23 protein-coding genes are annotated in these 26,760 nt (G+C 71.9%); 13 read left to right on the top strand and 10 right to left on the bottom strand.

The features are described from left to right. The first annotated feature begins 1 nt into the window (after window position 1). The 3 genes from EV371_RS27875 to EV371_RS27865 all read left to right on the top strand — a co-directional run bounded on the left by EV371_RS27875 (window position 2) and on the right by EV371_RS27865 (window position 4,009). Window positions 2-1,954, top strand: a complete 1,953-nt coding sequence (locus tag EV371_RS27875; protein WP_130464672.1) for a vWA domain-containing protein — start codon at window positions 2-4, stop codon at window positions 1,952-1,954. 253 nt (window positions 1,955-2,207) lie between these two features. Next, the gene (locus tag EV371_RS27870) at window positions 2,208-3,473 is read left to right on the top strand and encodes an FAD-dependent monooxygenase (RefSeq protein WP_130464671.1); all 1,266 of its coding nucleotides are present in this window, start codon (window positions 2,208-2,210) and stop codon (window positions 3,471-3,473) included. A 5-nt stretch (window positions 3,474-3,478) separates the two neighbouring features. Beyond that, window positions 3,479-4,009, top strand: a complete 531-nt coding sequence (locus tag EV371_RS27865; protein WP_130464670.1) for a hypothetical protein — start codon at window positions 3,479-3,481, stop codon at window positions 4,007-4,009. Here the strand turns inward: EV371_RS27865 and EV371_RS27860 are convergent. Then, on the bottom strand, window positions 4,000-4,518 hold the full coding sequence (locus EV371_RS27860) for a MarR family transcriptional regulator (RefSeq protein WP_165436849.1): 519 nt from the start codon (window positions 4,516-4,518) through the stop codon (window positions 4,000-4,002). The two genes, EV371_RS27865 and EV371_RS27860, sit on opposite strands and share 10 nt — an antisense overlap. A 149-nt stretch (window positions 4,519-4,667) precedes the next feature. Between EV371_RS27860 and EV371_RS27855 the strand changes: the two genes are divergently transcribed. The 5 genes from EV371_RS27855 to groEL all read left to right on the top strand — a co-directional run bounded on the left by EV371_RS27855 (window position 4,668) and on the right by groEL (window position 10,367). Beyond that, entirely contained in the window at window positions 4,668-5,180 is a 513-nt protein-coding gene (locus EV371_RS27855; RefSeq protein ID WP_130464668.1) for a hypothetical protein, read from the top strand. A gap of 128 nt (window positions 5,181-5,308) precedes the next feature. Continuing rightward, window positions 5,309-5,779 carry a DinB family protein gene (locus tag EV371_RS27850; RefSeq protein ID WP_130464667.1) on the top strand — a complete coding sequence of 157 codons (471 nt, stop codon included), beginning with the start codon at window positions 5,309-5,311 and terminating at the stop codon, window positions 5,777-5,779. Window positions 5,780-5,868: 89 nt separating this feature from the next. After that, window positions 5,869-7,440, top strand: coding sequence for a PQQ-dependent sugar dehydrogenase (locus EV371_RS27845; RefSeq protein ID WP_130464666.1), 1,572 nt, complete (start codon window positions 5,869-5,871; stop codon window positions 7,438-7,440). Between the two features lie 136 nt (window positions 7,441-7,576). Next, complete coding sequence (locus EV371_RS27840; protein WP_130464665.1) at window positions 7,577-8,017, top strand: hypothetical protein; 441 nt, start codon at window positions 7,577-7,579, stop codon at window positions 8,015-8,017. Beyond that, window positions 8,007-10,367 (top strand): chaperonin GroEL, encoded by a 2,361-nt coding sequence (gene groEL, locus EV371_RS27835; protein ID WP_165436848.1) that lies wholly within the window; start codon window positions 8,007-8,009, stop codon window positions 10,365-10,367. Before EV371_RS27840 ends, groEL begins: the two co-directional genes overlap by 11 nt. A 93-nt stretch (window positions 10,368-10,460) precedes the next feature. Here groEL and EV371_RS27830 read toward each other — a convergent pair whose 3' ends face one another. After that, window positions 10,461-10,985, bottom strand: a complete 525-nt coding sequence (locus EV371_RS27830; protein ID WP_130464663.1) for a roadblock/LC7 domain-containing protein — start codon at window positions 10,983-10,985, stop codon at window positions 10,461-10,463. 605 nt (window positions 10,986-11,590) lie between these two features. Between EV371_RS27830 and EV371_RS27825 the strand changes: the two genes are divergently transcribed. Further along, the gene (locus EV371_RS27825) at window positions 11,591-12,100 is read left to right on the top strand and encodes a hypothetical protein (protein WP_130464662.1); all 510 of its coding nucleotides are present in this window, start codon (window positions 11,591-11,593) and stop codon (window positions 12,098-12,100) included. 1,159 nt (window positions 12,101-13,259) lie between these two features. Next, window positions 13,260-14,399: a hypothetical protein gene (locus EV371_RS27815; protein WP_130464660.1), complete on the top strand. Its 1,140-nt coding sequence runs from the start codon at window positions 13,260-13,262 to the stop codon at window positions 14,397-14,399. 31 nt (window positions 14,400-14,430) lie between these two features. Here EV371_RS27815 and EV371_RS27810 read toward each other — a convergent pair whose 3' ends face one another. The 5 genes from EV371_RS27810 to EV371_RS27790 form a co-directional block, all read right to left on the bottom strand. Further along, window positions 14,431-15,063, bottom strand: coding sequence for a hypothetical protein (locus tag EV371_RS27810; protein ID WP_234359474.1), 633 nt, complete (start codon window positions 15,061-15,063; stop codon window positions 14,431-14,433). Window positions 15,064-15,286: 223 nt separating this feature from the next. Then, on the bottom strand, window positions 15,287-16,519 hold the full coding sequence (locus EV371_RS27805) for a serine hydrolase domain-containing protein (protein WP_130464659.1): 1,233 nt from the start codon (window positions 16,517-16,519) through the stop codon (window positions 15,287-15,289). 10 nt (window positions 16,520-16,529) lie between these two features. After that, window positions 16,530-17,291, bottom strand: coding sequence for a YqeB family protein (locus EV371_RS27800; RefSeq protein ID WP_486484814.1), 762 nt, complete (start codon window positions 17,289-17,291; stop codon window positions 16,530-16,532). A 1-nt stretch (window position 17,292) separates the two neighbouring features. After that, complete coding sequence (locus EV371_RS27795) at window positions 17,293-18,126, bottom strand: ABC transporter permease (protein WP_486484813.1); 834 nt, start codon at window positions 18,124-18,126, stop codon at window positions 17,293-17,295. After that, window positions 18,123-19,022: an ATP-binding cassette domain-containing protein gene (locus tag EV371_RS27790; protein WP_130464658.1), complete on the bottom strand. Its 900-nt coding sequence runs from the start codon at window positions 19,020-19,022 to the stop codon at window positions 18,123-18,125. The genes EV371_RS27795 and EV371_RS27790 overlap by 4 nt, the downstream gene beginning before the upstream one ends. Before the next feature lie 131 nt (window positions 19,023-19,153). Here EV371_RS27790 and EV371_RS27785 point away from each other — a divergent pair, with 131 nt between their 5' ends. Both EV371_RS27785 and EV371_RS27780 read left to right on the top strand, forming a co-directional pair. Further along, window positions 19,154-20,575, top strand: coding sequence for a histidine kinase (locus EV371_RS27785; protein WP_130464657.1), 1,422 nt, complete (start codon window positions 19,154-19,156; stop codon window positions 20,573-20,575). Continuing rightward, window positions 20,554-21,306, top strand: coding sequence for a response regulator transcription factor (locus tag EV371_RS27780; protein WP_130464656.1), 753 nt, complete (start codon window positions 20,554-20,556; stop codon window positions 21,304-21,306). Before EV371_RS27785 ends, EV371_RS27780 begins: the two co-directional genes overlap by 22 nt. Before the next feature lie 38 nt (window positions 21,307-21,344). Here EV371_RS27780 and EV371_RS27775 read toward each other — a convergent pair whose 3' ends face one another. After that, window positions 21,345-24,092 (bottom strand): tetratricopeptide repeat protein, encoded by a 2,748-nt coding sequence (locus EV371_RS27775; RefSeq protein ID WP_130464655.1) that lies wholly within the window; start codon window positions 24,090-24,092, stop codon window positions 21,345-21,347. 347 nt (window positions 24,093-24,439) lie between these two features. Here EV371_RS27775 and EV371_RS27770 point away from each other — a divergent pair, with 347 nt between their 5' ends. Further along, the gene (locus EV371_RS27770) at window positions 24,440-25,426 is read left to right on the top strand and encodes a hypothetical protein (protein ID WP_130464654.1); all 987 of its coding nucleotides are present in this window, start codon (window positions 24,440-24,442) and stop codon (window positions 25,424-25,426) included. 257 nt (window positions 25,427-25,683) lie between these two features. On the opposite strand, the gene EV371_RS27765 is transcribed toward EV371_RS27770, so the two are convergent. Then, a complete protein-coding gene (locus EV371_RS27765) occupies window positions 25,684-26,112 on the bottom strand; it encodes a polysaccharide deacetylase family protein (RefSeq protein ID WP_130464653.1) in 429 nt (142 codons plus the stop codon). Continuing rightward, window positions 26,060-26,755 carry a hypothetical protein gene (locus EV371_RS27760; protein WP_130464652.1) on the bottom strand — a complete coding sequence of 232 codons (696 nt, stop codon included), beginning with the start codon at window positions 26,753-26,755 and terminating at the stop codon, window positions 26,060-26,062. Before EV371_RS27760 ends, EV371_RS27765 begins: the two co-directional genes overlap by 53 nt. Between the last annotated feature and the right edge of the window lie 5 nt (window positions 26,756-26,760).

Here is a 26,760-nt window from a genome sequence, read left to right as displayed (position 1 = left end):
CGTGGCCGGCGGAAACCGCTTCCGGTACGGCTCCTGGCGCGGCGGCCCCGACCCGCTCGCCCCGCCCTACGACGTACGGGCCGCGGTCGACTCGGTCGGCGCCGAGGTGCTGGCCGGCGGCAGCCTGCGGGAGGCGCTGCGCAACCTGCTGCGGCGCGGCCCGCGGGGCCGGGGCGGCCTGAACGACCTGGTCGCCCGGGCCCGGCGGATGCGCCGCGAGGCGCTGCGCCGGGGTGACCTGGACGGCGCGGTGACCCGGGCCCGGGCCCTGCTCGACCAGGCGCTCGCCGCCGAGCGCGACGAGCTGCGCGGCCGGGACGACGACAACGCCCGGTTCGCCGAGGCGGTGCTGGACAACCTGCCCTCGTCGACCGCCCGGGCGGTCGAGGAACTGGCCGGCTACGAGTGGGCCAGCGACGAGGCCCGGGCCGCCTATCGGCAGATTCTCGACGGGCTGCGCCGGGACGTGCTGGAACAGCGGTTCAGCGGAGTGCGGGACGCGATGCGCGGTGCCGCGGACCCGGCCGTGCAGCGCCAGCTCTCCGAGATGCTGCGCGACCTCAACGACCTGCTGGCCCGGCACGACCGGGGCGAGGACACCACCGACGCGTTCGCCGAGTTCATGCGGCGGCACGGCGAGTTCTTCCCGGAGAATCCGGAGACGGTGGAGGAACTGGTCGACGCGCTGGCTCGGCGGGCCGCCGCCGGGGAACGGCTGATGCGTTCGCTCTCGCCGGCCCAGCGCGAGGAACTGTCCCGGCTGATGGAGTCCTCGCTCGGCCCGGAGCTGGCCGGGCAGCTCGCAGCGCTCGACGCCAACCTGCGCTCGCTCCGCCCCGACCTGGCCTGGGACCGCCGGGAGCGGGTGCGGGGAGACCAGCCGCTCGGCTACGGCGAGGCGGCCGGGGCGCTCGGCGAGATCGCCGACCTGGACGACCTGCTGGACCAGCTCGGCCAGGAGCACCCGGGGGCGACCCTGGACGACATCGACGTGGAGTCGGTCCGCCGCAACCTGGGCCGGGACGCCGCCGACGACGTACGCCGGCTGCGCGAACTGGAGCGGGAGCTGCGCCGGCAGGGCTGGCTGACCCGGGGTGCCGACGGGCTGACCCTGAGCCCGAAGGCGCTGCGCCGGCTCGGCGGTACGGCGCTGCGCCGGATCTTCGCCGAGTTGCGCGGCGGCCGGCAGGGGCAGCACGACCTGCGCTCGGCCGGTGCCGCCGGTGAGGTGACCGGCGCGTCCCGCCCCTGGGAGTACGGCGACGAGCAGCCACTCGACGTGGTGCGTACGCTCGGCCGGGCGGTCCGGCGCGGCGGTGCCGGGGTGCCGGTGGCGCTGGCGGTCGAGGACTTCGAGGTGGTGGAGACCGAGCGGCGTGCCTCGGCGGCGGTGGCGCTCTGCGTCGACCTCTCCTTCTCGATGGTCTCCGAGGGACGCTGGGGCCCGATGAAGCAGACCGCGCTGGCGCTGTCGCACCTGGTCGCCACGAGGTTCCCGCAGGACGCGTTGCAGATCATCGGCTTCGGTCGGGAGGCGATGCCGCTGACCCAGCAGGAGCTGGCCGGGGTGGAGCCGGACATGGTGCAGGGCACCAACCTGCAACACGCGCTGATGCTTGCCGGCCGGCACCTGCGCCGGCACTCCAGCTCCGAGCCGGTGGTGCTGGTCGTCACCGACGGCGAGCCGACCGCACACCTCGATCCGGAGTACGGCGGCGGGGTCTTCAACTGGCCGTCGCTGCCGGAGACGATCCAGTTGACGGTCGCCGAGGTGGACAGGCTGACCCGGTACGGCGCGACGATGAACCTGTTCATGCTGGGCGAGGATCCCGGGCTGCGCCGGTTCGTCGACGCGATGGCGCGGCGCTGCGGCGGCCGGATCTTCACCCCGGACCTGGACGACCTCGGCGAGTACGTGGTCTCCGACTACCTGCGGGCGCGGCGCGGCCGATAGCCGCAGTGCACACGGCTCATAGCCGCAGTGCAGCACGGCTCAGCAAAGCCCCACCGCTGCCACCACCACCACTGCTGCCGCCGCCTGTGCGACTTTTCCGGTTATCAGCCGGTTTCGCGGCCCTCACCGCCGTTCTCACTACCCGGATTCCGCCCCTCGTCGGCTGACGACTGGACAGCCCCGGCCAAATGAGGTAAGAATTTAGCTAAATATTTTAGCTAAATCCGTACTTCTACTGGACCTTGGAGGTTCCATGCCACAGCGGCTTCGGGTGCTCGTCGCCGGCGGAGGGATCGGCGGCCTGTGCCTCGCCCAGGGACTCCGCAGAGCCGGCGTGGAGGTGACCGTCTTCGAGCGGGCGCCGTCGGCGGACGCGTTCCGGGAGGGCTACCGCATCCACCTCGACCCCGACGGCAGTCGCGCCCTGCACTCGTGTCTGCCCTCCGACCGGTACGCGCTGCTGCGTGCCGCCTGCGGTCGCCCGCCACGTTCGTTCGCCTTCCTGACCGAGGGACTCGGTGAACTGCTGGCGGTCGACGTGGCCGCACCGGACCCCGCGGCGGACCCGATCGCCACCCACCTGTCGATCAACCGTTTCACGCTACGCCAGGTGATGTTGGACGGCCTCGGCGACGTGGTGCAGTTCGGCAAGGAGTTCACCCGGTACGAGCGCAGGGACGACACGACCGTCACGGCCCACTTCGCCGACGGCACCCAGGCGACCGGCTCCGTACTGGTCGGCGCCGAGGGCACCTCGTCCCGGGTACGGGCCCAACTCCTGCCGCACGCCAACCGGGTCGACACGGGCGTGGTCACGGTCGCCGGCCGGATCGCCCTCGAACCGGATGCCCGAGCCCTGCTGCCCGACCACCTCGGCACCGGACCGGCGATGATCCTCGCCCCCGGTGGAATCAACATGTTCCTCGCCACGCACGAGCACGACCCGGCCCGTGCCGGGGTGCCGGCCCACCTGCTGCCCCCGGACCGCGAGGACTACCTCGTCTGGGCGATCGGCGCGCGGCCGCACGCCTTCCCGACCGGTTCCCGGTTGGAGAGCCTCGACGGCCAGGCTCTGCACCGGCTCGCCCTCTCGGTCACCCGGACCTGGGATTCCCGGGTGGCAGAGCTCGTCCGACGTACCGACCCGACAACGGTGAACTTCCTCAGGATCCACACCTCGGTACCCGTCGAAGCCTGGCCCGCCAGCACCGTGACCCTGCTCGGCGACGCGATCCACAGCATGCCCCCGTCCCGGGGCATCGGTGCCAACACGGCCCTCCGGGACGCCAGCCTGCTCTGTAGCAAGCTGGTCGAGGCCGATCGGCGCGGGGTTCACCCGGCCGACGCGATCGGCGACTACGAGCGGCAGATGCGGGAGTACGGCTTCGCGGCGGCGAAGGCCTCGGTGCGGGCCCTGGAGCAGTCGGTGACCGAGAACCGGTTCGCCTTCTTCGCCTCCAAGACGAGCCTCCGGCTGATCAACGCCCTTCCTGCGGTGAAGAACCGCATCTTCGCGTGAGGAGCATGATGAACCAGCGACCCGGCATTCTCCGGACCATCGCCAGCGGCCTCGTCGGCGGCGTGGCCTTCGTGACCGGTCTCTTCCTCACCTTCGCCCAGTTCGGCGGCGCCGGCGAAGGTGAGACCGGCCTGCTGTACGACCCCGACACCCAGAGCGCCAAGCTGATCGCCGTCTGGAAGGAGATCGAGCCGCTCCCGTTCACGATCGAGAATCCGGCCCCGATCCTCGGCGGCTACGTCGTCTTCGCCGTCTGCTTCGCCTTCCTGTACCGATCCGTCTCGCCGGCCTGGCCCGCCGGCCTGCGCCACCGGATCCCGCGACTGGCCGCGATCATCTGGCTCCTCGGTGCCTTCTTCGAGTTCCAGGGGCCGGTCAACCTGTTCCACCAGCCGCCCCGGCCGCTGCTGGTCGCGCTCACCTTCTGGGCCGTCTCGGCAACGATCACGGCGGCCGCCATCAGCGCGGTCGCCGAGGCCGGCGCCGGCAGCCGCCGCGCCGCCGCGGCCAGCGCAATCGGCGCCGGTCAGGGTTGACCAGCCCGCCGCAGGCTCACCGCCTCGTCCTCGAGCACCTCGGTCACCCGGGCGACGAAGTCCCCGATGGCTTCCAGCTCCCGGTCGCCGTACCGGTCGATCACCGTCCCGATGCGCTGAGCGAAGCCGGTGAACGTCCGGACAAGCTCCCGCTGGACCGCGTTGTCCTCCAGCGGGAGGATGACGGTGCGTCGTCGATCGGCGCTGTCGGGTTCCCTCCTGACCAGACCGGCGCGTTCCAGCCTGGCGACCACCTGGGCGGTGGCCGCCGACGACATGCCGGTGATCTCGGCCAGCCGGCCCGGGTGCGTCGGTCCGATGCGCATCAGGATCTCGGCGCACTTGAAATCGGTGACGTTCAGGCCGAGGCGTTCGGCGATGGCCGAGTGGAAGAGCACGACGGCGCTGCTGAACCGGCTGCCCAACTGGCGGCCCAGCTCCTGCCGCAGCGCAGAGGATCCGTCGGTCCGGCTGCTCTCCGCCGTCGGGTGGGCCTTACTCTCCGTCACCGCTGCGTCCCTTCGTTGCGTGAGTCTCCCACGATTCTCGGTCATCCGGCTGGCCACGGAGGGCGCGCCGTGCCTCAGCGACAAAATTTATCTAAAAACTTTAGCTAAATAAATGTCCTAACGCTTTGTTGTCTCGATCATGAATCTGGGTGACCAACATCATGACCAACCTCGTCCGCGCGGCGGTCGACGTCCCGCTCTGGACGGCCGCCTTCGTCGCGCGGCACGCACTTGTCGTCGCGGCGTTGGCCGCGGTACCGGTCGCCGAGCGGACCACCGCGGTCCTGTGGGCCGCCTCCCGACCGGCCGTGCTGGCGGCGCTCGCCGACATCGTCACGCTCGTCTTCCGACTGCTCCTGCTGGCGGTGGTGATCGGCCTGCTCGTCGCCGAGGAGCCATGGCTGCGCGACGGCGGCGTCGGCCGGCGGCTTCTCGACGGCGCCGTCGACCACTGGCCGGCCCTGCTCACCCGGATAGCCGTGTTCATCCTGGCCTTCGCGCTGCTCAACCTGGCCGCCTCCGGGCTCGGCCTGCTGGTGGACGGCGCCCGCGCGACCCGTTACGACCTGGTGGTGTTCGCGTTTCGCAATGCCGTCATCATCCCGCTCGCGGTGGTGTGGATGTGCGGCATCGCACGGCAGCTTCTCCTGTCCACCCACTGAGGGCGGCGGCTGCCTCCGTCCCTCCGCCGGGGCGCCGGTGGTCTCGCGTCTCGGTGGTGGGCCCGTCGACGTGTCGCAGTCCGTGATAGTGGCCGCCGCCAGGTGGTCGGCCACCTAAACTCGGTCGAATGGAGACGGTCGAGCTGCGCCGGGCGTACGCGGACCTGCTCGCCGAGGTCGACGGAGGTTCGTTCGGGCCACCGCCGCCGGGGGAGTTGACCGTCGAGGAGGTGCTGGTGCATCTCGCCGCCAACGACGAGCTGCTGGCCGAGGCGACCGAGGCGGTGCTGGCCGGCTCACCGTGGGCGTACTACGACGGGCAGTCGACGCTGCGGCCGCGGGTGGACGCGATGCTGCCGCGCGACGGCGGCCTGCCCGAGCTGGTCGCGCGGCTGCGGGCCACCAGTGAGCGGCTCTGCGACCTGGTCGACCGGTTGGGGCCGGAGGCGGAGACGCCGGTCGACTCGCACCTGCGGGAGGGCTTCGAGCTGCACATCGAGGAGTCTCTGCCGTGGGGCCGGATGCTCGACATCCACGGCCGGATCCACCTGCCGGCGCACCTCGAGCAGTTGCGCGGCATGCGTACGAATGCCCGGTAGCGGTGCGTGGGAGCGTTCCCATAGTTCGGGACAAGGTGATCTAGGGGTCGTCCGCAGCATTACCTTCCTGTTAACCGATGGGAGTGAATATGTTGCGAAGTCAATCCGTCCGGCGCCTCTGCCTGGTCGGGGTGGCCGCCCTGATCGCCCCGCTCGTCGCGTTCGGTACGCCGCCGGCTGCCGGCCAGCCCGCCCCCGGTTGGGCGGCGGCGGCCGCAGTGCCACCCCTGGACCAGCTCACCGTGACCACCACCCAGGTCGCCTTCGGACTGCAGAGGCCGACCGCCATCTTCGCCCCCGACGACGGCAGCGGCCGGCTGCTGATCGCCGAGAAACAGGGGACGATCCGGGTCTACCACCCGGACACCGGGCTCGCGACCGACCCGCTGCTCGACATCAGGGACCGGGTCGACACCTCCGGCAACGAGCGCGGGCTGCTCGGCCTGGTCACCACGTCGAACTTCACCCAGACCCGGACCCTGTACGTCACCTACACCGCACTGCCGGAGGGCACCGTCACGCTCTCCCGGTTCACCCTCGACACCGCCGGTCAGACGCCGATCCCGCCGGACGGGGAGCAGGTGGTGCTGACCCAGGCACACGCCGAGTTCTCCAACCACAACGGCGGGCACGTCGCCTTCGGGCCGGACGGCTACCTCTACTGGAGCATCGGCGACGGCGGCGGCTCGGACGACGTACTCGACTCGGGGCAGAACCTGAACACCCTGCTCGGCAAGATCCTCCGGCTGGACGTGAGCCGCTCCTGCGACGGGCGGCCGTACTGCGTACCGGCGGACAACCCGTTCGTGGGCACCGCGAACGCCCGGCCGGAGATCTGGGCGTACGGGCTGCGCAACCCGTGGAAGTTCTCGCACGACCTGGGCGGGGACGGCTCGCTCTGGATCGCCGACGTCGGGCAGGGCACCTTCGAGGAGATCGACCACCTGCGGGCGGACCAGGCCGGCGCCAACCTCGGCTGGTCCTGTCGGGAGGGACCGCAGGTCTTCAACCCCGACCGCTGCCAGGACGGCGCCGAGTACGTCGAGCCGATCTACTCGTACCGCACCTCCACCGACGGCTGCGCCGTGATCGGCGGGTACGTCTACCGGGGCGAGGAGTTCGCCGAGATCGCCACCGGCACCTACCTGGCCACCGACTACTGCTCCGGCACGGCGTTCGTGGTCCGGCCCCCGGCCACCCCCGGTGGGGCGTACGCCACCCGGGCGCTGACCGAGCTGACCATCCAGCCGACCAGCCTCGGCCAGGATGCCAACGGGGAGTTGTACCTGGTGAACGACCTGCCGGGCCAGCTACACAAGATCGAGTTTGGCACCATCGCCCCGCCGGTCGGCTGCCGGATCAGCTACCGGGTCGACCAGCAGTGGGGGACCGGCTTCAACGCCACCGTGACGGTCACCAACACCGGCACCGAGCCGGTCAGCGGTTGGACGGTGGGCTGGACCTTCCCCGCCGCGCAGCGCGCCGGCTCGTTCTGGAACGCCGTCGGCAGCCAGTCCGGCGCGGTGGTGACCGCCCGGAACGCCAACTGGAACGGGGACATCCCGGCCGGCGGTACCGTCCAGTTCGGCTTCCTCGCCTCGAACACCGGCCCGAACCCGGCGCCGACCGCCTTCACCCTGAACGGCAACACCTGCGATTGACGGGTTGGGAAGGGCCCCCGCTACAACAGAAAGCGATATGCGGGGGCCCTTCCTTGCGTCGATGGTGTCGGCAGGCTGACGGGATAGTGTCGGCAACCCGACAGGCAGTTACTTATTGTCACGACACCATTACTCTATGAATGCTGGTGTGCTCACCCTGGTGGTTTCCGGGCCGGTCCCCGGCAGTGCGCGCGGCGACGCGGAATCCGCCTCCGCGCTGGCCCGGGAGCTGCACACCCGGACGATCCTGCACGTCGTCCGGACCGGTGTCGACGAACCGGCGGTCTCGCCCGACCTCGCCGGGTTCGGCGGCACCGGCCCGTCCGCCCGCAAGGGCGGCGCCGCCGGATCGCTGGCCGAACTCGTGGTCACCGGCCTCTTCTCGGCCACCACCGTCGCGGCGCTGGCCCAGGTCGCGGTCGCCTTCCTCGAACGCGGCGCCGCCCGGCGGATCACCCTGCGGGACGGCCGCCGTACCCTGACGATCAGCGCGCCCGGCGAGGACACCGAGCAGATGGTGATCGAGTGGCTCGGTGTGCCGCCGACCCGGAACGGCACCGGCCGCGGTGCGGATTAACCCGCCAGCCGGCCGGTACGCGCTGCTCGTCGCGGTCGGCGAGTACGACGATCCGTCGCTGGACCAGCTCCGGGCGCCCGAGCAGGACGTGGAACGGCTGGCGGCGGTGCTGGAGGACCCCTCGGTGGGCAACTTCACCGTCCGCACCCTCCAGGACGCCTCCGACCAGGAGGTACGGCGAGAGATCGAGGACCTGCTCAGCGACCGGGTCAACGACGACCTGGTGCTGCTGTACTTCTCCTGCCACGGCATCGTCGACCCGTTCCACCGGCTCTACTTCGCCGCCGCCAACACCGTGCGCACCCGGCCGGCCAGCACCGCCATCTCCCGCTCCTTCGTCAACGAGCAGTTGGAGGCGTGCCGGGCCGCCGCCAAGGTCCTGGTCCTGGACTGCTGCTTCGCCGGCGCGTTCGCCGAAGGCTTCAAGGCGGCGCCCCAGGGTGCGCTGGAGGGCCAGGCCGGTCGGGGGTACGTGGTGATCAGCGCCTGCGACAGCTACGAGTACGCCTTCGAGTCCGACAGCCTGGTCGAGTCCGCGCCCCGTGGCTCGATCTTCACCGATGTCCTGCTGGAAGGGCTGGCCACCGGCGGTGCCGACCTGGACGGTGACGGGCGGGTCGGCGTCGACGAGCTGTTCCGGTACGTCCACGACGGCGTGGTCCGCCGCCGACCGGACCAGAAGCCGAAGTGGAGCGCCTACAACGCCGAGCCGCACATCTATCTGGCCACCGTACCGCCGACGACCAGCCCGGCCGGTGCCGGCGACAACCGGCCGGACGGGGTGGCCAAGGCGACCGCCGCGGTGCCGCCCCGGCCCAGCAACTACAACCGGCACCAGGCGATCGTCGCCCGAGGCTTCCGGGCCGGTGCCGACCTGGTACGCCGGACCTTCGGCCCACTCGGCCGGCGGGTACTGGTGGAGGACGCCTCCGGGGCGTACCACGAGCTGGCCGACGCGGCGGGCGTGGTCCGGCTCTTCACCGCCTACGACACCCGGGACTCAATCGGCGCCAACTACGTCCGGGAACTGGTGGAGGGGGTACGGCACCGGGTCGGCGACGGTGCCACCACCACCGTGGTACTCGCCCAGGCCATGCTGGACGGTGCCTCGGCGGCGCTGCGGACCGGCGCGAACCCGGTGGCACTGTGCCGGGGGATCGAGTCCGCCGCCCTGGCGGTCCTCGCCGAACTCGGCGACCTGGCCGTGCCGGTGCAGACGACGGAGCAGCTCAAGAAGGTCTCCACGATCGCCTCCGGCGACGAGGTGATCGGGGACCTGCTGGCCACCGCGATGGAGCGGGTCGGCCGGGACGGCGTGGTGATCGTCGAGGAGAGCAACCTCTTCGGGCTCGAACTCGAACTCACCCGGGGCATCCGGGTGCCGGCCGGGCACGTCTCGCCGTACTTCGTGACCGACCCGGAGGAGGCCGAGGCGGTGCTGGACCATCCGTCGATCCTCGTCGTCGACCAGCGCCTCTCCGCCGTACCGGAGTTGCAGCCGCTCCTGGACGAGGTCGGCCGCTCGGGTCGGCCGCTGGCGGTCTTCGCCCGGGACGTCCGGGACGCCGCCCTGACCGCGCTGATCGTCGGCAAGATGCGGCACACCCTCAACTCGGTCGCGGTACGGCTGCCCTGGCCGGACGAGGAGCGCTGCACCATGATGGCGGACCTGGCGCTGCTCACCGGGGCGCGGGTGGTGGCCGAGGCCGAGGGCGGGCTCGCCGCCGCCACCGCGCAGGTGCTGGGCGGCGCCCGCAAGGTGATCACCACCCGCCGGGACACCACGGTGGTGGACGGGGCCGGCGATCCGGGCCTGGCCCGCCGTCGGATGCAGGAGCTGCGGGCCGAACTGGCGCGGCAGGCGGCCGGGCACGACCGGGACCTGCTCCGGGAGCGGCTGGCCCGGCTCGGCGGCGGGGTGGCGGTGATCCGGGTGGGCGAGTCGGCCGAGGGCCAGCTCAAGAAGCGGAAGCGGCAGATCGACGACGCGGTGCGCAACGCGCGAGCGGCCGTGGAGTGGGGACTCGTGCCCGGGGGCGGGGCGGCCCTGCTCACCGTCGCCGGGCGGATCGGTGCCCGGCTGCCGCGCGGTCCTGACGAGGCGCTCGGCTACACGGTGGTGGTCGACGCGCTGGTCGCGCCCTACGAGGAGTTGATGCGCAACGCCGGGCGGAACCCGGTGGCCGGACCGGCGGACCTGCGCCGCCGTGGTCCGGGAGTCACCTTCGACGTGGTCTCCGGAACGTACGTCACCGCACTGGACGCCGGCATAGTGGACGCCGCCGCGACGCTGCGCCAGGCGGTGACCGCGGCGGCCGGGGTGGTGACCCGGTATCTGATGATCGGCTGACCGCACCCGCCCCGGGCCGCCCTTGCCCGGGACGGTGGCGGGTGGCGGGTGGCCGGCGTCGGGCGAACCCGACGCCGGCCCCAGCCCATGCTGCTACGTGGTGCCGCCGACGTGCAGCAGGTCAGCGATCCGCTCGGCGACCGGTCCCGCCTCCAGGTGCAGCCACGACACGTTCAACCGGTCGTCGCCGAGCACGGCGAGCAGTATCTGGTCGCTCACGCCGTACACCGTGAAGTAGCCCTGGTGGCTGTGGACCGTCAGTTCGCGCAGCGGACCCTGTTGGAGGGTCAGCCCGCACTGCCGACCGAGCCCGAACGTGGTCGCCGCCAGCGCGGCGAGGTCGAGCGGCTCGGGGCCGGCGGTGAGGTCGTGCCCGAGTAGTTGCCCGTCGACGCCCGCGAGCACCGCGCCGCGTACCCCGGGCACCCGGTCCCGGAGCGCACCCAACTCGGCGTGTAGGGCCGACTGGCCCGGTCGGGGTTGGCCGGCGACCGGCTGGAAGGCGCTCTCGGGCAGGGCCTCCTCGCCGCCACTGTCCAGTTGGGCGCCCGGAGAACGCCGGGGCAGCGGGTTGTCGAACAGGTCGCCCCGGGCGTCCTGGAACTGCGTCACGGTCATCACCGCTCCTCGACCTGGCGCGCGGCGCGCGCGTCGGACGCGAGGTCAACCTGGGGGCAGGCCGGAGCAGCATGACGGATGGGTTCCTTGCCCGCGCGGGAGCTCAGCGGCCGGATCAGCTGGTGGTTCGCCACTGACAGCGCCTCCATTCTTGGTGTGAACGTCACTGCCCGTAGTGCCATCCCCGCTGGATGGCGAATGTGGGCGGCGGCCGGTCTGACGCGCGAGTTGCTCCTCCGGGAGAGTGGCATGCCGTGGTGCAAGTTGCATCTCGCGAGACAGGTATTTGTCTGTGCAGCTAACTTACTGTTGACCCGTCCGCGAGGGAACAGGGCGATACGACCGATGTTGCGCGGCATGGGCGGTCGTTCCGGGCATCACACCACTGCGCACAGTGACCGAAACAGAGGGTGATTGCACGTGGCGTCTGCAAACCACAAATGCACGTGCGCTTCCCAGGTCACCGCGGGAAGCGAGTGGACGGCATCAAGGTGCTGTGTCAGAGTGCAAGGGAAGACATTTACGAGAACAACTGTCTGATGCGCTGGTGCGGGGAGAGGCGCAGTGTGGTTCATCACCGCCCGACGTGGAACGGGTGCGCGGCCTTGATACCGCTCGGGGCGGGGGCGCTGCTCGAGTACCGGGTGACCGACGCGAAGTGGGTCTGCGCCGGGGTCGTACGGGTCGCCCGGTTCTTCTTCTCCCTGACCGATCCCGATCCGCCGCCACGCTGGCACTGGCAGGCGAACGCCCGGGACAACGGCCTGGTGGGAGCGACCGAAGGGGCCATGTTGGTGCGTACCGGCCGCGGTGGTGGCTGGGTCAACCTCACCGTCGAACTGCACGGTGAACGGCCGGCGGCGCAGACGACCGGCTGGGACGACGCGGTCGAGATCTCCTACCGGACGGCGGTCGGGCAGTCGCACGTCCGGTCGGCGCGCGGCGGCGGTACCGACTTTCCCCGGGTCAGCTTCCGCGGCGCGGGCAGCTACCGGATCCGGGTGCACGCCCGGGGCCGGCACCCCTGTGCCGATCGGGCGGAGGACTATCTGTTGCAGGTCTGGCCGGCGCCGGTGGGACGGACCGAGATCCTCCGGGCCGCCGCCGGCGGGTGACCGGTTCCGGCCGGTTCGCACCGCTACCGTGGGGGCCGATCGGGCGGCCCGGGTACGGGACCGGATCCGGGAAATGCCCGTAGGCGATTCCGGGCCGGACGCGTCGGCGGTTTTGGGCTGGCGGACCGGTTGTCCGCCATCGGGATCCGAGACGACGACATGCTTCGCTGGTCGGTCCGCCGCGCGACCCGACGATGGCGGGCCGCCCTCCGCCGTTGTGGCGGCGGACTGAGGGAGGACGGGTCACCGGCGACGTCCCGCCGGTGACCGACCTCCGAACAGGCCCGGGGCGGGTGCCCGCAGCCCGGCCGTCACCTTCCCCCGTAGCTGACGGCCGGCCCAGCCCGCCCCGGTGCCGACCCCTCCGGCACCTGCGGTCATCCACCGAGGACGCCGGTCGCCGACCCCGCCCGGCCCGCGCCTCGTCGTCGGGGCATCCGGCGCCGCCTCGGGCGAATCGCGCGTCTCCGTTCCGGTCGGTGCCGGCACCCGATCCGACGCTTTCGCCACCTGATCGGTCCGGCTTCTCGGGACGTCGACGGGGGCCGGACGATAACCAGGAGGTCAAGGTTTGGTTGATGAGGATATCCAGCAGGTCCGTCCGTGCTATACCGTGACCGGGTGAGAGTCGAGCGGCACTGGTGGAACGGCGATCGGGGTCCGCGCTCACGGCGCGACGTCTACATTCGTACGGATGGGCAACGATGGGAAGTCGAGGCCCAGGTTGGGGGCGCCCAAGGGCGCTCGAAGGTGCAACAGTGCCCAGGTGAGGCGTCCGCGCGCATCCTCGCGGACGCCTGGCTAGGTGGGCGTCCGGGCTGGCGAGAGATGGTGCTCTGAACCGACCGCCGTCCGGGCGGGTCGCGCAGGACCGTCTCGCGGCTCGACATCATTCAGATTCGAGAAGCGGGCCACGCCGAGGGTGAGGGTCACCCTCGGCGCGGGGGTTGCGTGTCCATCCGGACGGCGCCGGGTTCCGTTACCGGAACCGGTCGCGGCCGCCAAGGCACTTTCCGCGATCTGCCAAAGGAATTGCACCCCGGTTACCTCGTCTGGTTGCGTCGAGTTACCATATAAGCACTCATGGTGATCAATGTCTTGACGACGATCAGCGGGGTGAGGGTTCGTGGCGCGGAACCTTGACGGGCGATCGGATGGAATGGGACGGCGGATCGGGAGTCTCGACCGCAGTCTGCTGCTGCACTGCCGGACCAGCCACGTCACCCAGGCGGCCGAGGTGGCCGACCGGAGCGGCGGCGGCCTGGTGGTCACCGCCGACCGGGGCAACCTGCGCGGTTGCCTGAGCCGGGCCCGGCACCTGCGGGAGGTCGACCACTACCGCCGTCCCGTACTGCTGGACGCGGCCCGGTATGCCGGTGACGCCCGGCTGCCCGCCGCCGCCCCGTTCGACCCGCGATGGATCGACTGCCAGCGGGACCTCGGGCTTCCGGTACTGACGGACTCGGGTTACCTGGACCGGGACGACACCGCCGGCCTGGCCGGAATCCTCGAACGGGCCGCCCGACTCGGTGACGCCATCGCGCTGCTGCCGATGCACCCGTGCTGGCTCGCCGACCGGATCGCCCGGCAGACCCTGGTCCGCTACGTGGCGGCGGTCGGGGTACCGGTGGCGGTGGTCGTCGAGGAGTCGGCGAACCCGTTCAGCCCGGCCAGTACGGTGCGCGGGCTGCTCCAACTGCTCGGCTGTGGCGTACCGGTGCTGGTGCTCCGGGCCGACCTGCCGGCGCTCGGCGTGCTCTGCTCCGGAGCGACCGCGGTGGCGATCGGCACCGAACCCGCGCTGCGCCGGCTCGACCCACGCCGCCCGGCCGGGTCCCGCCCACCGGCCGGGGTGCCCCGACCGTCGGCGGTCGTCCGGCAGTGCCTGTCGTACGCGCCGCTGCCGGAGATCGAGGCCACCATGCGCCGCCACCCGGACAACGGGATGTGGCACTGTGACTGCGCCACCTGCGCGGGCCGGGGCCTGGGCTGGCTGCTGGACCAGCCGGACGGCGTGCGGGGTCGCACCGCGTTCCGGCACTCCGTCGACGTCCTGCTCGACCTGCGCGCCGAGTTGACCGGGCCGTCCGTACCACTGAACGAGTGGAGCTGGCGGGCCCGCTGCGCCACCGCCGCGTCCCGGCGCCGCGAGGTGGGCTGGGACCTGCTGCCCATGCTGGACCACTGGCAGCAGGCGGTCACCCCGCCGAGCACCTCCCGGCCGCCCGCTCCGGCCGTGCGCCGGACTGGCGGGTCGAGCCGGTTCTCCCGGGCGACCACCCCCAGATCGGCGGCCTGACCAGCAGAAACCTGGCCGGCGCCCGCCCGGGTCAGGCCAGTGCCATCCGCGCCCAGCGGCTGGGGCTGAGGGTGAGCACCCGGAACGGGCAGTGCCGGTCGGTGAGCAGCGTGTACGCCTCGATCGCCCGCTCGGCCGCGTCCTGGGCCTGCTCGGCCGGGGTCATGCCCCGGCCCCGGTTGCGGAACAGCGCCCCGTAGAACGCCGAGCAGAAGACACCGCTCTCGTGCCAGCCGATCTGCGCCGAGGTGCCGATGTAGGTCACCTCGTCCTGGAGGCAGTCCCGGACCGCCTTCTGCCAGGCGCCGGTGCCGGTGCGGCAGCCGTCGGCCAGGATCGCGTGCGCCGAGATGCCCCGCCCCCGGGCGGCCGCCTCCTCGCCGAGCGCCTCCAGCGAGATCTTCGTCCGGCCGTCGCTGCTGGCGAAGGTGGGGGTGCTGCTGTGGTCGCCGTGCGCCATCACGTGCAGTACGTCGCAGGAGGCGGTGAAGGCGGTCAGCACCGTGTCCGGGTCACGGGAGCGGACGAAGTCGATGTCGACTATCGGTTGCTGATGCTCGGCGTTGATGTTCTGCAACGTGGACTGGACGAACGTCATCGCCGCGTCGAACGACGAGTCGAGCCCGATGTCGAGCAGACTCACCCGCTTCGCCCTCATCGCCATGGCGAACCTCCCCCGGTGCGATCAACACGCTACCTCTGCCGCGCCAGCCCCGCCGGCCCGGCGGCGGCCCCCGGGACGGTTCGCCGGAGCGACCGCCGCGGATGCCGCACCCGGACCGGATGGCCGGGTGATCAGTGAACCTTTTTCCACCTCCCCTTGCGGTCCGTCGGAGCGCAAGGTCGGACGCGGTGGGTGAGCGCCGCGCGGTTCAGGTGGAAAAGGTTCAGTCGACCAGCGCCGCGTAGACGAGCTGGCGCAGCTCCGCACGGAGCGGGAAGGTGCTGGAGGGGACGAGCTGGGTGAAGAGCAACGCGGTGACCTCGTCGACCGGGTCGACCCAGAACGCGGTACTCGCCATCCCGCCCCAGTAGAACTCGCCCGTGTTGCTCGGGGCACGGCTCGGCACCGGGTCGAGTACCACCGCGAAGCCGAGCCCGAAGCCGATCCCGTCGAAGGTGGTCTCGGCGAACCCGCCGGTGGAGAGGCGCCCCAGGTCCCGCCCCTCCGGCAGGTGGTTACGGGTCATGAACCGGACCGTACGCGGACCGAGCAGGCGTACCCCGTCCAGTTCCCCGCCGCGCAACAGGAACTGGGTGAACCGGTGGTAGTCGGCCGCCGTGGAGAGCAGCCCACCGCCGCCGGAGAGCAGCGGCGGCTTCTGGAGCGCCAGCGCGCCGACCTGGTCGTACCGCAGCGCCTGGCCGGTGCCGGGGTGCGCGGCGTAGCAGGCGGCCAGCCGGTCCGCGTCGGCGCCCTCGACCCACCAGCCGGTGTCGGTCATGCCGAGCGGGCCGAGGATGCGGTCGGCGAAGAAGGCGTCCAACGGCTGGCCGGAGACCACCTCGACCAGCCGGCCGAGCACGTCGGTGGCGACCGAGTAGCCCCAGGCGGTGCCGGGCTGGAAGAGCAGCGGCAGCCGGGCCAGGCCCGCGGTCGCGGTGGCCAGGTCGACGTCCGGCGGCGGATAGAGGTCGAACCCGGCGGCCCGGTAGAGCCCGTCGACCACCGAGGTCTGCAGGAAGCCGTAGGTGAGTCCGGCGGTGTGGGTGAGCAGGTGCCAGACCCGGATCGGCTCGACCGCCGGCACGGTGTACGGCTTGAGCGCCGACCCCCGGTCGTAGACCCGGGCGTCGCCGAACTCCGGCAACCAGCGGCTGATCTCGTCGGTGAGCTGGAGCCGGCCCTCCTCCCAGAGCATCATCGCGGCGACCGAGGTGATCGGCTTGGTCATCGAGTAGATCCGCCAGAGGGTGTCCGGCTCGACCGGCAGCCCCGCCTCCCGGTCCCGCATCCCGTAGCTGGAGGAGTGCGCGATCTCGCCCCGCCGGGTCACCACGATCTGCCAGCCGGCCAACTGCCCCGCGTCGACGTACCGGGCGAAGTGGTGATCGACGCGGGCCAGCCTCGCCGGGTCGAAGCCGACCTGATCAGGGTCGACGCTGCGCTGGAGGCTCATTCGCGGAACCTTACTGCCGGCCGGGAAAGGGCGGCAACGACCGCCCGCTGTCGGCGGGCCTGGTCGGGCGCCAGTACTGCCGTTTGCCCTCGTCCCGGACCACCACGCCGAGCCGGGGCAGCTCGGTCCGCAACTCGGCCACATCCGCCTTGTCGCCCTTGTCCAGTGCCCGCTGTCTGGCCTTGAGCAGCGCGTTCGCCCCGACAGGCAGCTCCGGGTCGCCGTCGGCCCAGCGCCGGAAGTCCGCCCGGTACGGGTCGCCGTCGGCGTACCAGCGGTAGCCGTACGCCTCGAAGACGGCCCGGAGCCGGTCGGCGGGGAGGTCCGACGGCTCCCGGGCCAGCTCCTCGGCGACGGGCCCGAGCAGGACGAGCCGCTTGCCGTCCCGGAACACCCCGGTGATCTCGGCCCGGTCGACCCGTCGGGTGGCGTCGCCCCGCACCAGGGTCACCCCGTCCCGGGCGACGGTGACGCTCAACCGTTCGTCGGCGGCGATGGCGGCGATCAGCAGCCCACCCAGGGCGCCGAGCAGCAGGGCGCCGCCGGTGGCCCACGGCTCGTCGACGGCGTCGACCAGTTTGAACAGGCCGCGCCAGGGTGCCCAGCGCAGCGAGACCACCCAGCCCGCCGAGGCCTGCACCAGCCAGAGCAGGGCGGCGCCGAGCAGCGGAAAGGAGATCCAGACCAGGGCGACCAGGCTGGCCGGCTCGGCCACCACGGTCGGCTCCCCGGACGCCCGGGTCCACTCCGGCGGGATCGCGTCGCGGCCCACCTCAGGACACCTCCCGGCGTACCGTCCGGATCAGCCCGGCGACCAGCGGCACCAGCACCCAGACCGCGACCGAGACGCCGAGCCGGGCCCACTGGCCACCGTCGAGGTCCCCGGCGTTCGGCGGCTCGACCAGCCCGGCCGTGGTGAGCCCGGTGTCCAGCCACTCGGCGGCGGAGCGCAGGCGCTCGATCATCTCGCCGAGCATGGACCAGGCGATCGGCAGCACCAGGGAGAGCACGATGGCCAGCGGGGTGCTCTGGAACAGCAGGCCGAACGCGACGCCCAGGGTGACGTTGACCACCTGGAAGACCGCCGCGCCGAGGAACGTCCAGGCGCCGGTGGACCACGCCCCGCCGTCGCCGGCCAGCCCGGCGATCACCGTGCCGAGGGCCGCCGTCGCCATGCTGGCCACCACGGAGATCAGCGCCGCGACCACCCCGGCGCCGAGCTTGGCGACGACCACCCGGTGTCGCTGCGGCACCAGCGCGAAGGTGGTCAGCGTGGTGCGCTGGGAGAACTCGCTGGTCACCAACAGGATGCCGAGGATCGGCAACAGGATGCCAACCGGAATCTGGGACAGTGCGAAGAAGTACTCGAACCGTTGGTCGCTGTCGGGTGCGGTGAACAGCATCACGGCCACGATGATCGCCGAGATCAGGCCGATGGTGATCAACAGCCAGTAGCCGGCCCGGGTGTCGGCGAGTTTGCGCAGCTCGACCAGGGTCAACCGGAGCAGCGTTGGTCGGTCGTACCCGTCCGGCTGGTGTGTGCCGGAGTCCCGGTCAGCACCGGTACCCGGCGCAATCGCGGTGCGCGAGGTGGCGTCGGTGGTCATTTCACGGCCTCCCGGACGGAATCGCCAGCGGTCAGGGTCAGGAAGATCTGCTCCAGGCCGGCGCTCTCCGCCGGCCGGAGTTCCAACAGCGCCACGCCGGAGTCGGCGGCGGCCTGCCCGACGGCGCCGGGTTCGGCCCCGACCAGCAGCCCGCCGTCGGTGCTGGACCGCACCGGCAGCCCGGCCCGGTCCAGGGCGCCGCGCAGCGCCTCCGGGTCCCGGGCCCGGACCAGCGCGCCCGCGCCGGCCAGCAACTCGTCCTTGCTGCCCTGCGCCACCACCCGGCCGGCGCCGATCACCACCAGCCGGTCGGCCACCGCATCCACCTCGCGGAGCAGGTGCGAGGAGAGCAGCACGCTGCCGCCCCGGTCGGCGAAGTCACGCAGCAGGCCGCGCATCCAGTAGATCCCCTCCGGGTCGAGGCCGTTCGCCGGCTCGTCCAGAATCAGCACCCGGGGGTCGCCGAGCAGCGCCTGCGCCAGGCCGAGCCGCTGGCGCATTCCCAGCGAGTACGCCCGGACCCGCCGCCGGGCCGCGACCGCGTTCAACCCGACCTGGTCGAGGCACTCGTCGACCCGGCGCCGGGAGACCCCGATGGTGCGGGCCGCGAGCATCAGCGTCTCCCGCCCGGTCCGGCCCGGGTGCTGGGCGGAGGCGTCGAGCAGCAGCCCGACCCGGCGACCCGGGTTCGGCAGCCGGCGGTAGTCGACCGAGTCGACGGTGGCAGCGCCGGCGGTCGGCGGGGTGAAACCGCAGATCATCCGCATGGTGGTGGACTTGCCGGCCCCGTTCGGGCCGAGGAACCCGGTGACGGTGCCCGGTTCGCAGCGGAACGAGACATCGTCGACCACGGTGTGCCGGCCGTACCGTTTCGTCAGGTGTTCGACACTGATCATGCGGTCGAGCCTGCCGGGTCCGGCCGGTCGGGCGCTGCGGCCCGGAGTTCATACCCGGAAACCTTCGGCTACATCCGGACGTCGACTTTGGTTGCTGTCCGGTACCGGCACCCCGTTCGTACAGTTGGCGGATGACTGGTGTGCCGGCCCGCCCCGAGCATCCCTGGCTGCTGCCGGCCGCCCTTACCGCCGACCCGGCCGCCGGCCGGCGCCGCCCGCGCCGGTCGACCCGGGACTGGATAGTCGACACGATCTGTTTCCTGATCGCCGGTGGCTACGCGTTCGTCGCCTTCTGGGACGTACTGCGCCCGCAGCCGACCCTGGTGGCGGACCGGGCCGACTCGGAGTTGGCGATCATGATCGACGCGGTGCTGACCACCGGGCTCTGCCTCGCGCTCTGGGTACGCCGCCGCTGGCCGGTCGCACTGGCCGCCGCCGCCCTGCCGGTGGCGCTCTTCTCCACCCCGTCCGGGGTCGCCATCCTGATCATCATGCTGACCCTGGTGGTGCACCGGCCGCTCTCGGTGGCCGGCCCGCTGGTCGTGGCACACCTCGGGACGGCGGTGCTCTACGAGTACCGCAATCCCGACCCGACCGACGGGCCATGGGTCGGGATGGTGCTCAGCGCCGTGCTCACCGCCGCGGTACTGGCCTGGGGGATGTTCATCCGGGCCCGCCGGCAGCTCGTGCTCTCCTGGCGGGACCGGGCGTACCGGGCCGAGGCCGAACAGCGGCTGCGGGTCGAGGCGGCCCGGCGGCTGGAACGGACCCGGATCGCCGGCGAGATGCACGACGTGCTCGCGCACCGGATCTCGTTGCTCAGCCTGCACGCCGGAGCGCTGGAGTTCCGGCCCGACGCGCCGCCCGAGGAGATCGTCCGGGCGGCCGGCGTGATCCGGAGCAGCGCGCACCAGGCGTTGCAGGACCTGCGCGAGGTGATCACCGTGCTCCGGGAGGACCCGCCGGAGGGTGGGGCGGAGCCGGTGGCCGGGGCGGAGCCGGAGCAGGCGGTAGCGCGGGCGGTCGAGCCGGCACCGGTCTCCGGCGGCTGGGGTTCGGGGCCGAAGGCGTACCCGCCGGACCCGCCGTACCCGGCGGTGCCCCTGCCGGCGACCGGGGCGCCGGAACCGCCGTCCCGGGCACCGGAGCGGCCGCAGCCCACCCTGGACGACCTGCCTGCGCTGGTGGCGGAGTCCCGGGAGGCGGGCATGCGGGTGGACCTGCGTACCGAGCTGATCTCCACGGAGACCGCGCCGGCCGGGGTCGGGCGGGGGGCGTACCGGATCGTGCAGGAGGGGCTGACCAACGCCCGCAAGCACGCCCCGGGGACCAGCGTGCTGGTGACCGCGCGGGGTCGGCCGGGGCTGGGGCTCAGCGTCGAGGTACGCAACCGGTGGCCGGTGGGCCAGCCGGAAGGCCCCCGGATCCCGGGTACCGGCACCGGGCTGGTCGGGCTCGGCGAACGGACCGCGCTGCTCGGCGGCTGGCTGGAGCACGGGCGTACCGAATCGGGTGACTTCCGGCTGGCGGCCTGGCTACCGTGGCCGGCGTGAGCGAGCAGGAGGCCGACGGCCTGGCTACCGTGGCCGGCGTGAGCGAGCAGGCGGCCGCCGGGCCGGTACGGGTGCTGATCGTCGACGACGACGCGCTGGTCCGGGCCGGTCTGTCGATGATCCTCGGCGGGGTGCCGGAGCTGAGGGTGGTCGGCGAGGTGGCCGACGGCAGCGAGGTGCTGCCGGCGGTGGCCGCTCACCACCCCGATGTGGTGCTGATGGACATCCGGATGCCCCGGATGGACGGGCTGGCCGCCACCGAGGCGCTGCGCCGGCTGCCGTACCCGCCGGAAGTGCTGGTGCTGACCACCTTCGACGTCGACGAGTACGTGTTGCGGGCGTTGCGGGCCGGGGCCAGCGGCTTCCTGCTCAAGGACACCCCGCCGGCCGAGATCGTCGCGGCGATCGGCCGGGTCGCCGCCGGCGAGGCGACGCTCTCCCCGACGGTCACCCGCAAGCTGATCGCGCACGTGACCGGTGCCGGTACGCCGGGCCGGCGGGACGCCGACCTGCGGCGGGACCGCGCGGTACGCCTGCTCGACGGGCTGACCGACCGGGAGCGGGAGGTCGCGGTCGCGATCGGGCGGGGCTGGTCGAACGCGGAGATCTCCGCCGCGCTCTTCATGAGCGTGGCGACGGTGAAGGCGTACGTCTCCCGGCTGCTGACCAAGCTGGAGTTGACCAACCGGGTTCAGGTGGCCCTGCTCGTGCACGACGCCGACCTGGTCTGAGGGCCGGCTCGACAGGTCTGAGGGCTGGCTCGACGGGGTCAACGTTCCCGTTCCCGCGGGCGCAGCGCGGTCAGGCCGCTGGTGTCGACCACCGGGCCGGTCTCGCGCATCTCTTCGGCGACCTGGTGCCACCGCCCGGCCTGCCGGGTGCAGATGTCCTGCGCCTCGTCGCCGCGCAGCGGTTCGCCCCGGTAGTCCAGCTCGGCGAGGCGGCGGCGGGCGCGCAGGCTGCCGTCCCCGGCGTGCTCGGCGACGGTCTGGTAGATGGCGTTGAGCCGGCGGTCCACCAGCGCGATGTTGTGCCGCGCCAGCCGCTCGATGCTCTCCGCGCCCCGGCTGCCGTCCCCGACCAGGCGGTCGGAGCCGGCCAGACAGAGGTCGTCGTAGCGGGGGATCGACGGCGGGAACCGGGCCTCGGCGATCCGGACCGGGTCGACCGCCTCGCGCAGCAGCCGGATGAACTCGGCCCGGTCCCGCCAGTACCGGGCGTGGTCCAGGGCGATCCGGCAGAGCGTGTCCCAGGTCTCCGCGTCCAGGTCCAGCCAGCGGATGAGCTGGTGCGGGTCGGCGGTCTGCGGCGGCAGGGCCCGGTCGTGCCAGGTCTGTTCGAGGAGTACGGCGCCCTGGCAGAGCAGCTCCTTGGCGTACGCCGACATCCGGGAGTTGATCACCTTGTCGGGGCGCGGCAGCACCACCTTCAGGCTCGGGTACACCTCCTCCTCGAAGTACCCGAAGTCCTGCAACCGGCGCAGTGGCGCCAGGTCGGGCTCGCTGCTCAGGATCCACCGCCGCAGCCGGTCGGCGGCGACCCCGCTCTCCGCGCAGGCGAGCGCGGCCCGCAGCTGCTCCACGGCCTTCGCCACCAGCGGGGCGACCGGCGGCGGCAACGGATGCGGGGTGGCGGTCGGGACCACCGGGCGGGCCGGGACGGCCGGCGTGGCCGGCCGGCGGTGCCAACGGGGCGGGTACGCCAGCGGCAGCGCGTCGGCGATCAGCCGGCGGCCCCGCCACAGCGCCCGGCCGGCAGCCGAGAGGTACGCCGGAGTGGACCGCTCCAGGTCCGGGAAGTACCCCTTGAGGGCGAAGGCGTAGGTGCAGGCCGCGTTGTAGAAGTCGAACGACCGCAGCGGGCGCCTCGGCCACCGGCGGCGCTGGGCCCGCCGGATCGCCCGGTCCAGCAGTGCGCCGCCGCACGGCCACTCCCGGCTCAACCGCCAGGCCCGGGTGCGTGGCCCGCGCCGCCACCAGCCGGCCAGGCAGCCACCGTCGTCGAACGGCCCGACCGGCCCGTGCGTGGCAGGGAACACCGCCGGCTGCCAGCCGGTGGCGGCCCAGTCGTGCCACGCCTTCGCCAGCCGCAGCGGTGCCCAGACGTCCCGGAGCAGCAGCAACGTGGAGTGGGTCACCTCGGAGCGGGTGCTCCGGACGAACCAGGCGAGCACCATGTCCTCGCGCAGCCGATACAGCTCCTGGGCGGCGGCGACCTGGAACACCACCCGGGTCGCCTCCGGAAACTCCCGCAGTACCCGGCGCAGCCACTCCTTGGCGGCCGGCTCGCCGGGTGCGTCGGCGAAGGTCACCACCACCGGCCAGTACCGGTCGACGAACGCCTTCTCCAGGCGTTCCCGCATCTGGCGGCGCACCTTCTCCCGGTCGCCGACACCGTCGGACTTGAACCACTGGTGCACGGTCCGTTCGGTGTACGCCAGCGTGCAGGCGTACTGGTAGCGCAGCTTGATCGAGTCGGGGCGGTGGCGCAGCCGGCGCAGCGTACCGAGCAGGTGCCGGGGCAGGTTACGGAGCCGGTCGGTGCGGGTGGTCCAGAGATAGTCGTCGTACCAGCCGCCCTGCTCGCGCAGGACCAGCGCCGACTGGTACGTGTCCAGCGCGTCCAGGAAGAGTCCCATCTCCTCCTGCACGCTCGCCACCATCACCCGCAGGTCGGCGTTGAACGGGTCGAGCCGCAGCGCCTCGCCGTAGTAGCGGAGCGCCTCGTCGAACTGCCGCCGGTCCTGCAACTCCTTACCCTTGTTGTACGCGGCGAAGAGCGCAGCCGGCAGTTCCCGGCCGTACCAGTTCCGCCACGGCGCGGCCCGGCCCAGCCGGGTCACCGGCAGGATCGTGGCCAGCACCCAGTACGCGGTCCGCCGGGTCGCCTCCTCCCAGGTGCCACCCCACTGGGTCGTCATCGCGCTCCGGCCGCCGTGCAGGAACGAGGTGACGGTGGCGGAGACGCCGTAGCAGGGTTCCTGGGCCCGGACCTGCAACACCCCGGTCACCCGGTAGCCGATCCTCGGCCAGAGCCGGGGCAGCATCTGGAGCAGCATGACCAGCGGGTTGCCGCTGCGCGGGTCGACCCCGCCGGCCACGTCGAGGAAGTTCTCCGGCGGCGGGTCGGCGGGTCCGGCGTACGGGGGGTAGATGTGCGTCTCGGAGAGGCGCTGGCAGAACTGGCTCTTCAGATCGTCGACCGGGGCGCTGCGGCCCGGGGTGGCGTCGGTGAACTCGTGTACGTCGACCGGTCCGGGCCGGTAGGCGAGCCGGGCCCGCCGCCGGTGCCGCCAGGCGGCGAAGCAGACCAGGGCCAGCAGGAGCAGTCCGAGTCGCTGCCGCATCGGGGGCGGCCCGTCGCCGCCGAGGGCGATCGCGAGCCCGTCCAGCGGGCTGAGCAGCCAGGTGTCGGGGCGGCCGGCCCGCAGGTGTGCGCGGCCGATCCAGACCAGCGCGGCGAGCAGGGCCAGGGTGCTGAGGAGCTGCCCGGCGAGGGCCCGGCCGGTCCGGGGCATCGGCAGCGCGGCGGGCGCGGCCCGAGATTCTCTGCCGATCCGCCGGGGCGTTGGCTGCGCCCACTGCTCGGACCGTTGGATACCGTGCGACGTCCTTCTTGCTCGATGAGGCATCTCGGCCACCGAAGCGTCTCGGCTCATTCCCCTTTCGTGACAAACCAACACATCCAGGCTAGAGATCGTGGTATCGGCTGGGGTCCGGAATGCCTGTTCTCGGGAGTCCCGTGCAGCTGCTGCCGTCCCGCCCGTACCAGTGGTCTCCGCACCGCCCGGCCTCCCTCCGGCGAGGGAGGCCGGCCCGCCGCGCGGGGGATCCCAGCCCGGCCGCCGCCGACGAGGCTCGGGACATGACCAGGAGACGGCACGGCATCGACGTATTGTCACGGCGCCCCGAGGGGTCGCCGGCCGGGCCGGCGCCCGGTCGGACCGCGACGGCCTGGGCGCCGTACGCGGTCCTGCTCTGGGCGCTCGGGTACGGGGGGCTGCGGGCCTACTGGGCGCTGGGGAACGCGCCGGAGTTTCCGCCGCTGGGCACCGATCTCCTCCCGGTGGCCGGTTGGGGCGCGGTCGCCCTGGTCGGTGCGGCGGCGCTGCTGGCGGTCGCGCTGGACCGGGCGGACCGCTGGCGGTGGCCGCTGGCCGGGGCGGCCTGGGGGGTGAGCGGGGCCCTGGCGATGCTCTGTCCGCTGCTGTTGCTGGACGTCGTCGCCCTGCTCATTCCCGGGCTGGGTCTCACCGTCGACCCGGCCGGGATCGCCGGCCGGCTCGGCTGCCTGGCCGGTGCGGTGCTGCTGGCGGTCGCCACCAACGGGTACCGGCGGCGGCACCGGGGCGACCGTCCGCTGTTCGGCAGGTCCCTCACCGGTACGCCTCGGTGGGCCTGGGCGGCGGCCTATCTCGCGGTGGCCGGTTGCCTGGCCCGGCTGGCCGCCCAGTACTCCGTCGGGGCGGCGGAAATCATGATCGGGGACGGGCCGGCCGCCCTCGCCTTCGAGGTCGGGTTCCTACTCGCCGGAGTGCTGCTGCCGCTGGCCCTGGTGCACTCCTGGGGCCGGGTCTTCCCGCGCTGGGTGCCGCTGCTGGCCGGCCGCCGGGTACCCCGTTGGCTGCTGCTCGGGCCGGGCTTCGGGCTGGGCCTGCTGATGGTCGTCTACTTCGGCATCGGCACCGGGCAGTTGGCGGTGCAGACGGTCACCGGGAGCTGGGATCCGGGCGACGGGGGGTATCCGCTCTGGTTCTTCTGGGTCTCGATCCCGGCGTACCTGGCCTGGGGGCTGGGGCTCAGCGCCGCCTCGCTTGGCTACTGGCGGCGTACCCGGCGTCCCGGGGCGTGAATCGGTCGCGGCGTCGGTAGTCGGCGCGGTCGCGCGCTTCCACTACTGCCGCCAGCGGTCCAGCCACGCATCGGGCCCGCGATCGGCGACGTCGTCATCAATCCCGTCATCCGTCGAGGACGAGTCCTTATCCAGATACCAATCATTGACTGTGCGACCCTTTGCCACCTGCCCCTTCCGAAAGGCAGCTGGAGACCCGTCAAACAATGCTTGAAGGGTGTGAGGCTTTCTGTTGCTGTACTTGCTCAACACTCACTTCACATGTGCTCTGCTGCGGTCTGCTCGACCTGCTGGATGAACTGATCAAGCTGTGAATCGCTCAGGTTCTCGTCATGAAGCAGTGTGCCTAGAATTGCGATCTGTGCGGAGAAGGCGACATCGGGGGCGATGTCGTCGACGAGGTGCACCTCCCCGAGCACGGCACGAATCATTCCCTCCATAGCAAGAGCGGGGAGTTCGGAGCCGTCCTGGTAGCGGGCGCGGGTGTTTGCGACGAACTGGGCGATCTCTTGGAGGCCCTTCCCGCGGAATCGGCGGTCAACAGCGAGGGCGAAGGCGGCGCTGATGATCTGTGATCCTCCGGTCCACCCGACTTGATCCAGTCGTTCCAGTAGTCGATCCGCGCGGTCCCAATCACGTTTCGCTATCGCGCGAATGAGGTCGCTGGGTTCTTTCCTTGTCTCCACGCTTCCGAAACCTTTCTATGCTTTTTCGTGCTAGTTGGATTGATTTATGGAGGGATGTGCCCGCAATTACGCCTACGACGAGAAGATGGCCCACTGCCTCCGGGGCATCGATCCTTTGGAGGATTGACGGCTGGGCAGGAGACACTGTCGCTGTGCTTGTTGTCTGTGAGCCTGGAGGATTGAAGGGGTTTCTGATTACCTTGACTGTGTTCTGTGCTATCTCCGTGGCGTTCTTGCCGGCGTCCTGAATATTTTCAATGTTGCGGCTTGTTTTTCTCAGGAACGCGCCGATGTCCGACGCACTTTCTGCCCGAGTTTCTGCTTCGCTTACGAGATGCTCGCCTGATGGCATTTCTGCGTGCGAGATCTCTGCATCAGGCGCAGAGCCAGGAGCGATTTTGTTGAGGTAAGTGGTGAAGCGTGCCCTTGCCTCGGTCAACAAGCGAGCTGTCCGGGCCGCTTTCTCGCTGGCTGCCCGGATGTCGGTGAGAGCCTCTTGTATCTGCGGATGCTCGGTGCCCTGTGCCGCCTCGGCATACTGTCCGTGGACCTGGTCGGCATCAGCCTTGGCTCTCATCGCGGTAACCGCAGCGGCGGCGAGACGTTCACGTACGTCGAGTAGTTGAGCCACCACCTCAGGCATAGGCG

The sequence above is a fragment of the Plantactinospora sp. CNZ321 genome (assembly GCF_004217235.1).
The sequence above is the reverse complement of the archived record's forward strand: the minus strand, read 5'-3'. Positions and strand labels throughout refer to the sequence as shown.

Bases quoted from the DNA above. Each gene is read 5' to 3' on its own strand.
- EV371_RS27870 (WP_130464671.1), top strand. From the start codon at position 2,208: ATGCCACAGCGGCTTCGGGTGCTCGTCGCCGGCGGAGGGATCGGCGGC.
- EV371_RS27865 (WP_130464670.1), top strand. From the start codon at position 3,479: ATGATGAACCAGCGACCCGGCATTCTCCGGACCATCGCCAGCGGCCTC.
- EV371_RS27850 (WP_130464667.1), top strand. From the start codon at position 5,309: ATGGAGACGGTCGAGCTGCGCCGGGCGTACGCGGACCTGCTCGCCGAG.
- EV371_RS27845 (WP_130464666.1), top strand. From the start codon at position 5,869: ATGTTGCGAAGTCAATCCGTCCGGCGCCTCTGCCTGGTCGGGGTGGCC.
- EV371_RS27840 (WP_130464665.1), top strand. From the start codon at position 7,577: ATGAATGCTGGTGTGCTCACCCTGGTGGTTTCCGGGCCGGTCCCCGGC.
- EV371_RS27830 (WP_130464663.1), bottom strand. From the start codon at position 10,985: ATGACCGTGACGCAGTTCCAGGACGCCCGGGGCGACCTGTTCGACAAC.
- EV371_RS27815 (WP_130464660.1), top strand. From the start codon at position 13,260: ATGGGACGGCGGATCGGGAGTCTCGACCGCAGTCTGCTGCTGCACTGC.
- EV371_RS27810 (WP_234359474.1), bottom strand. From the start codon at position 15,063: ATGGCGATGAGGGCGAAGCGGGTGAGTCTGCTCGACATCGGGCTCGAC.
- EV371_RS27805 (WP_130464659.1), bottom strand. From the start codon at position 16,519: ATGAGCCTCCAGCGCAGCGTCGACCCTGATCAGGTCGGCTTCGACCCG.
- EV371_RS27795 (WP_486484813.1), bottom strand. From the start codon at position 18,126: ATGACCACCGACGCCACCTCGCGCACCGCGATTGCGCCGGGTACCGGT.
- EV371_RS27790 (WP_130464658.1), bottom strand. From the start codon at position 19,022: ATGATCAGTGTCGAACACCTGACGAAACGGTACGGCCGGCACACCGTG.
- EV371_RS27785 (WP_130464657.1), top strand. From the start codon at position 19,154: ATGACTGGTGTGCCGGCCCGCCCCGAGCATCCCTGGCTGCTGCCGGCC.
- EV371_RS27775 (WP_130464655.1), bottom strand. From the start codon at position 24,092: ATGCCCCGGACCGGCCGGGCCCTCGCCGGGCAGCTCCTCAGCACCCTG.
- EV371_RS27770 (WP_130464654.1), top strand. From the start codon at position 24,440: ATGACCAGGAGACGGCACGGCATCGACGTATTGTCACGGCGCCCCGAG.
- EV371_RS27760 (WP_130464652.1), bottom strand. From the start codon at position 26,755: ATGCCTGAGGTGGTGGCTCAACTACTCGACGTACGTGAACGTCTCGCC.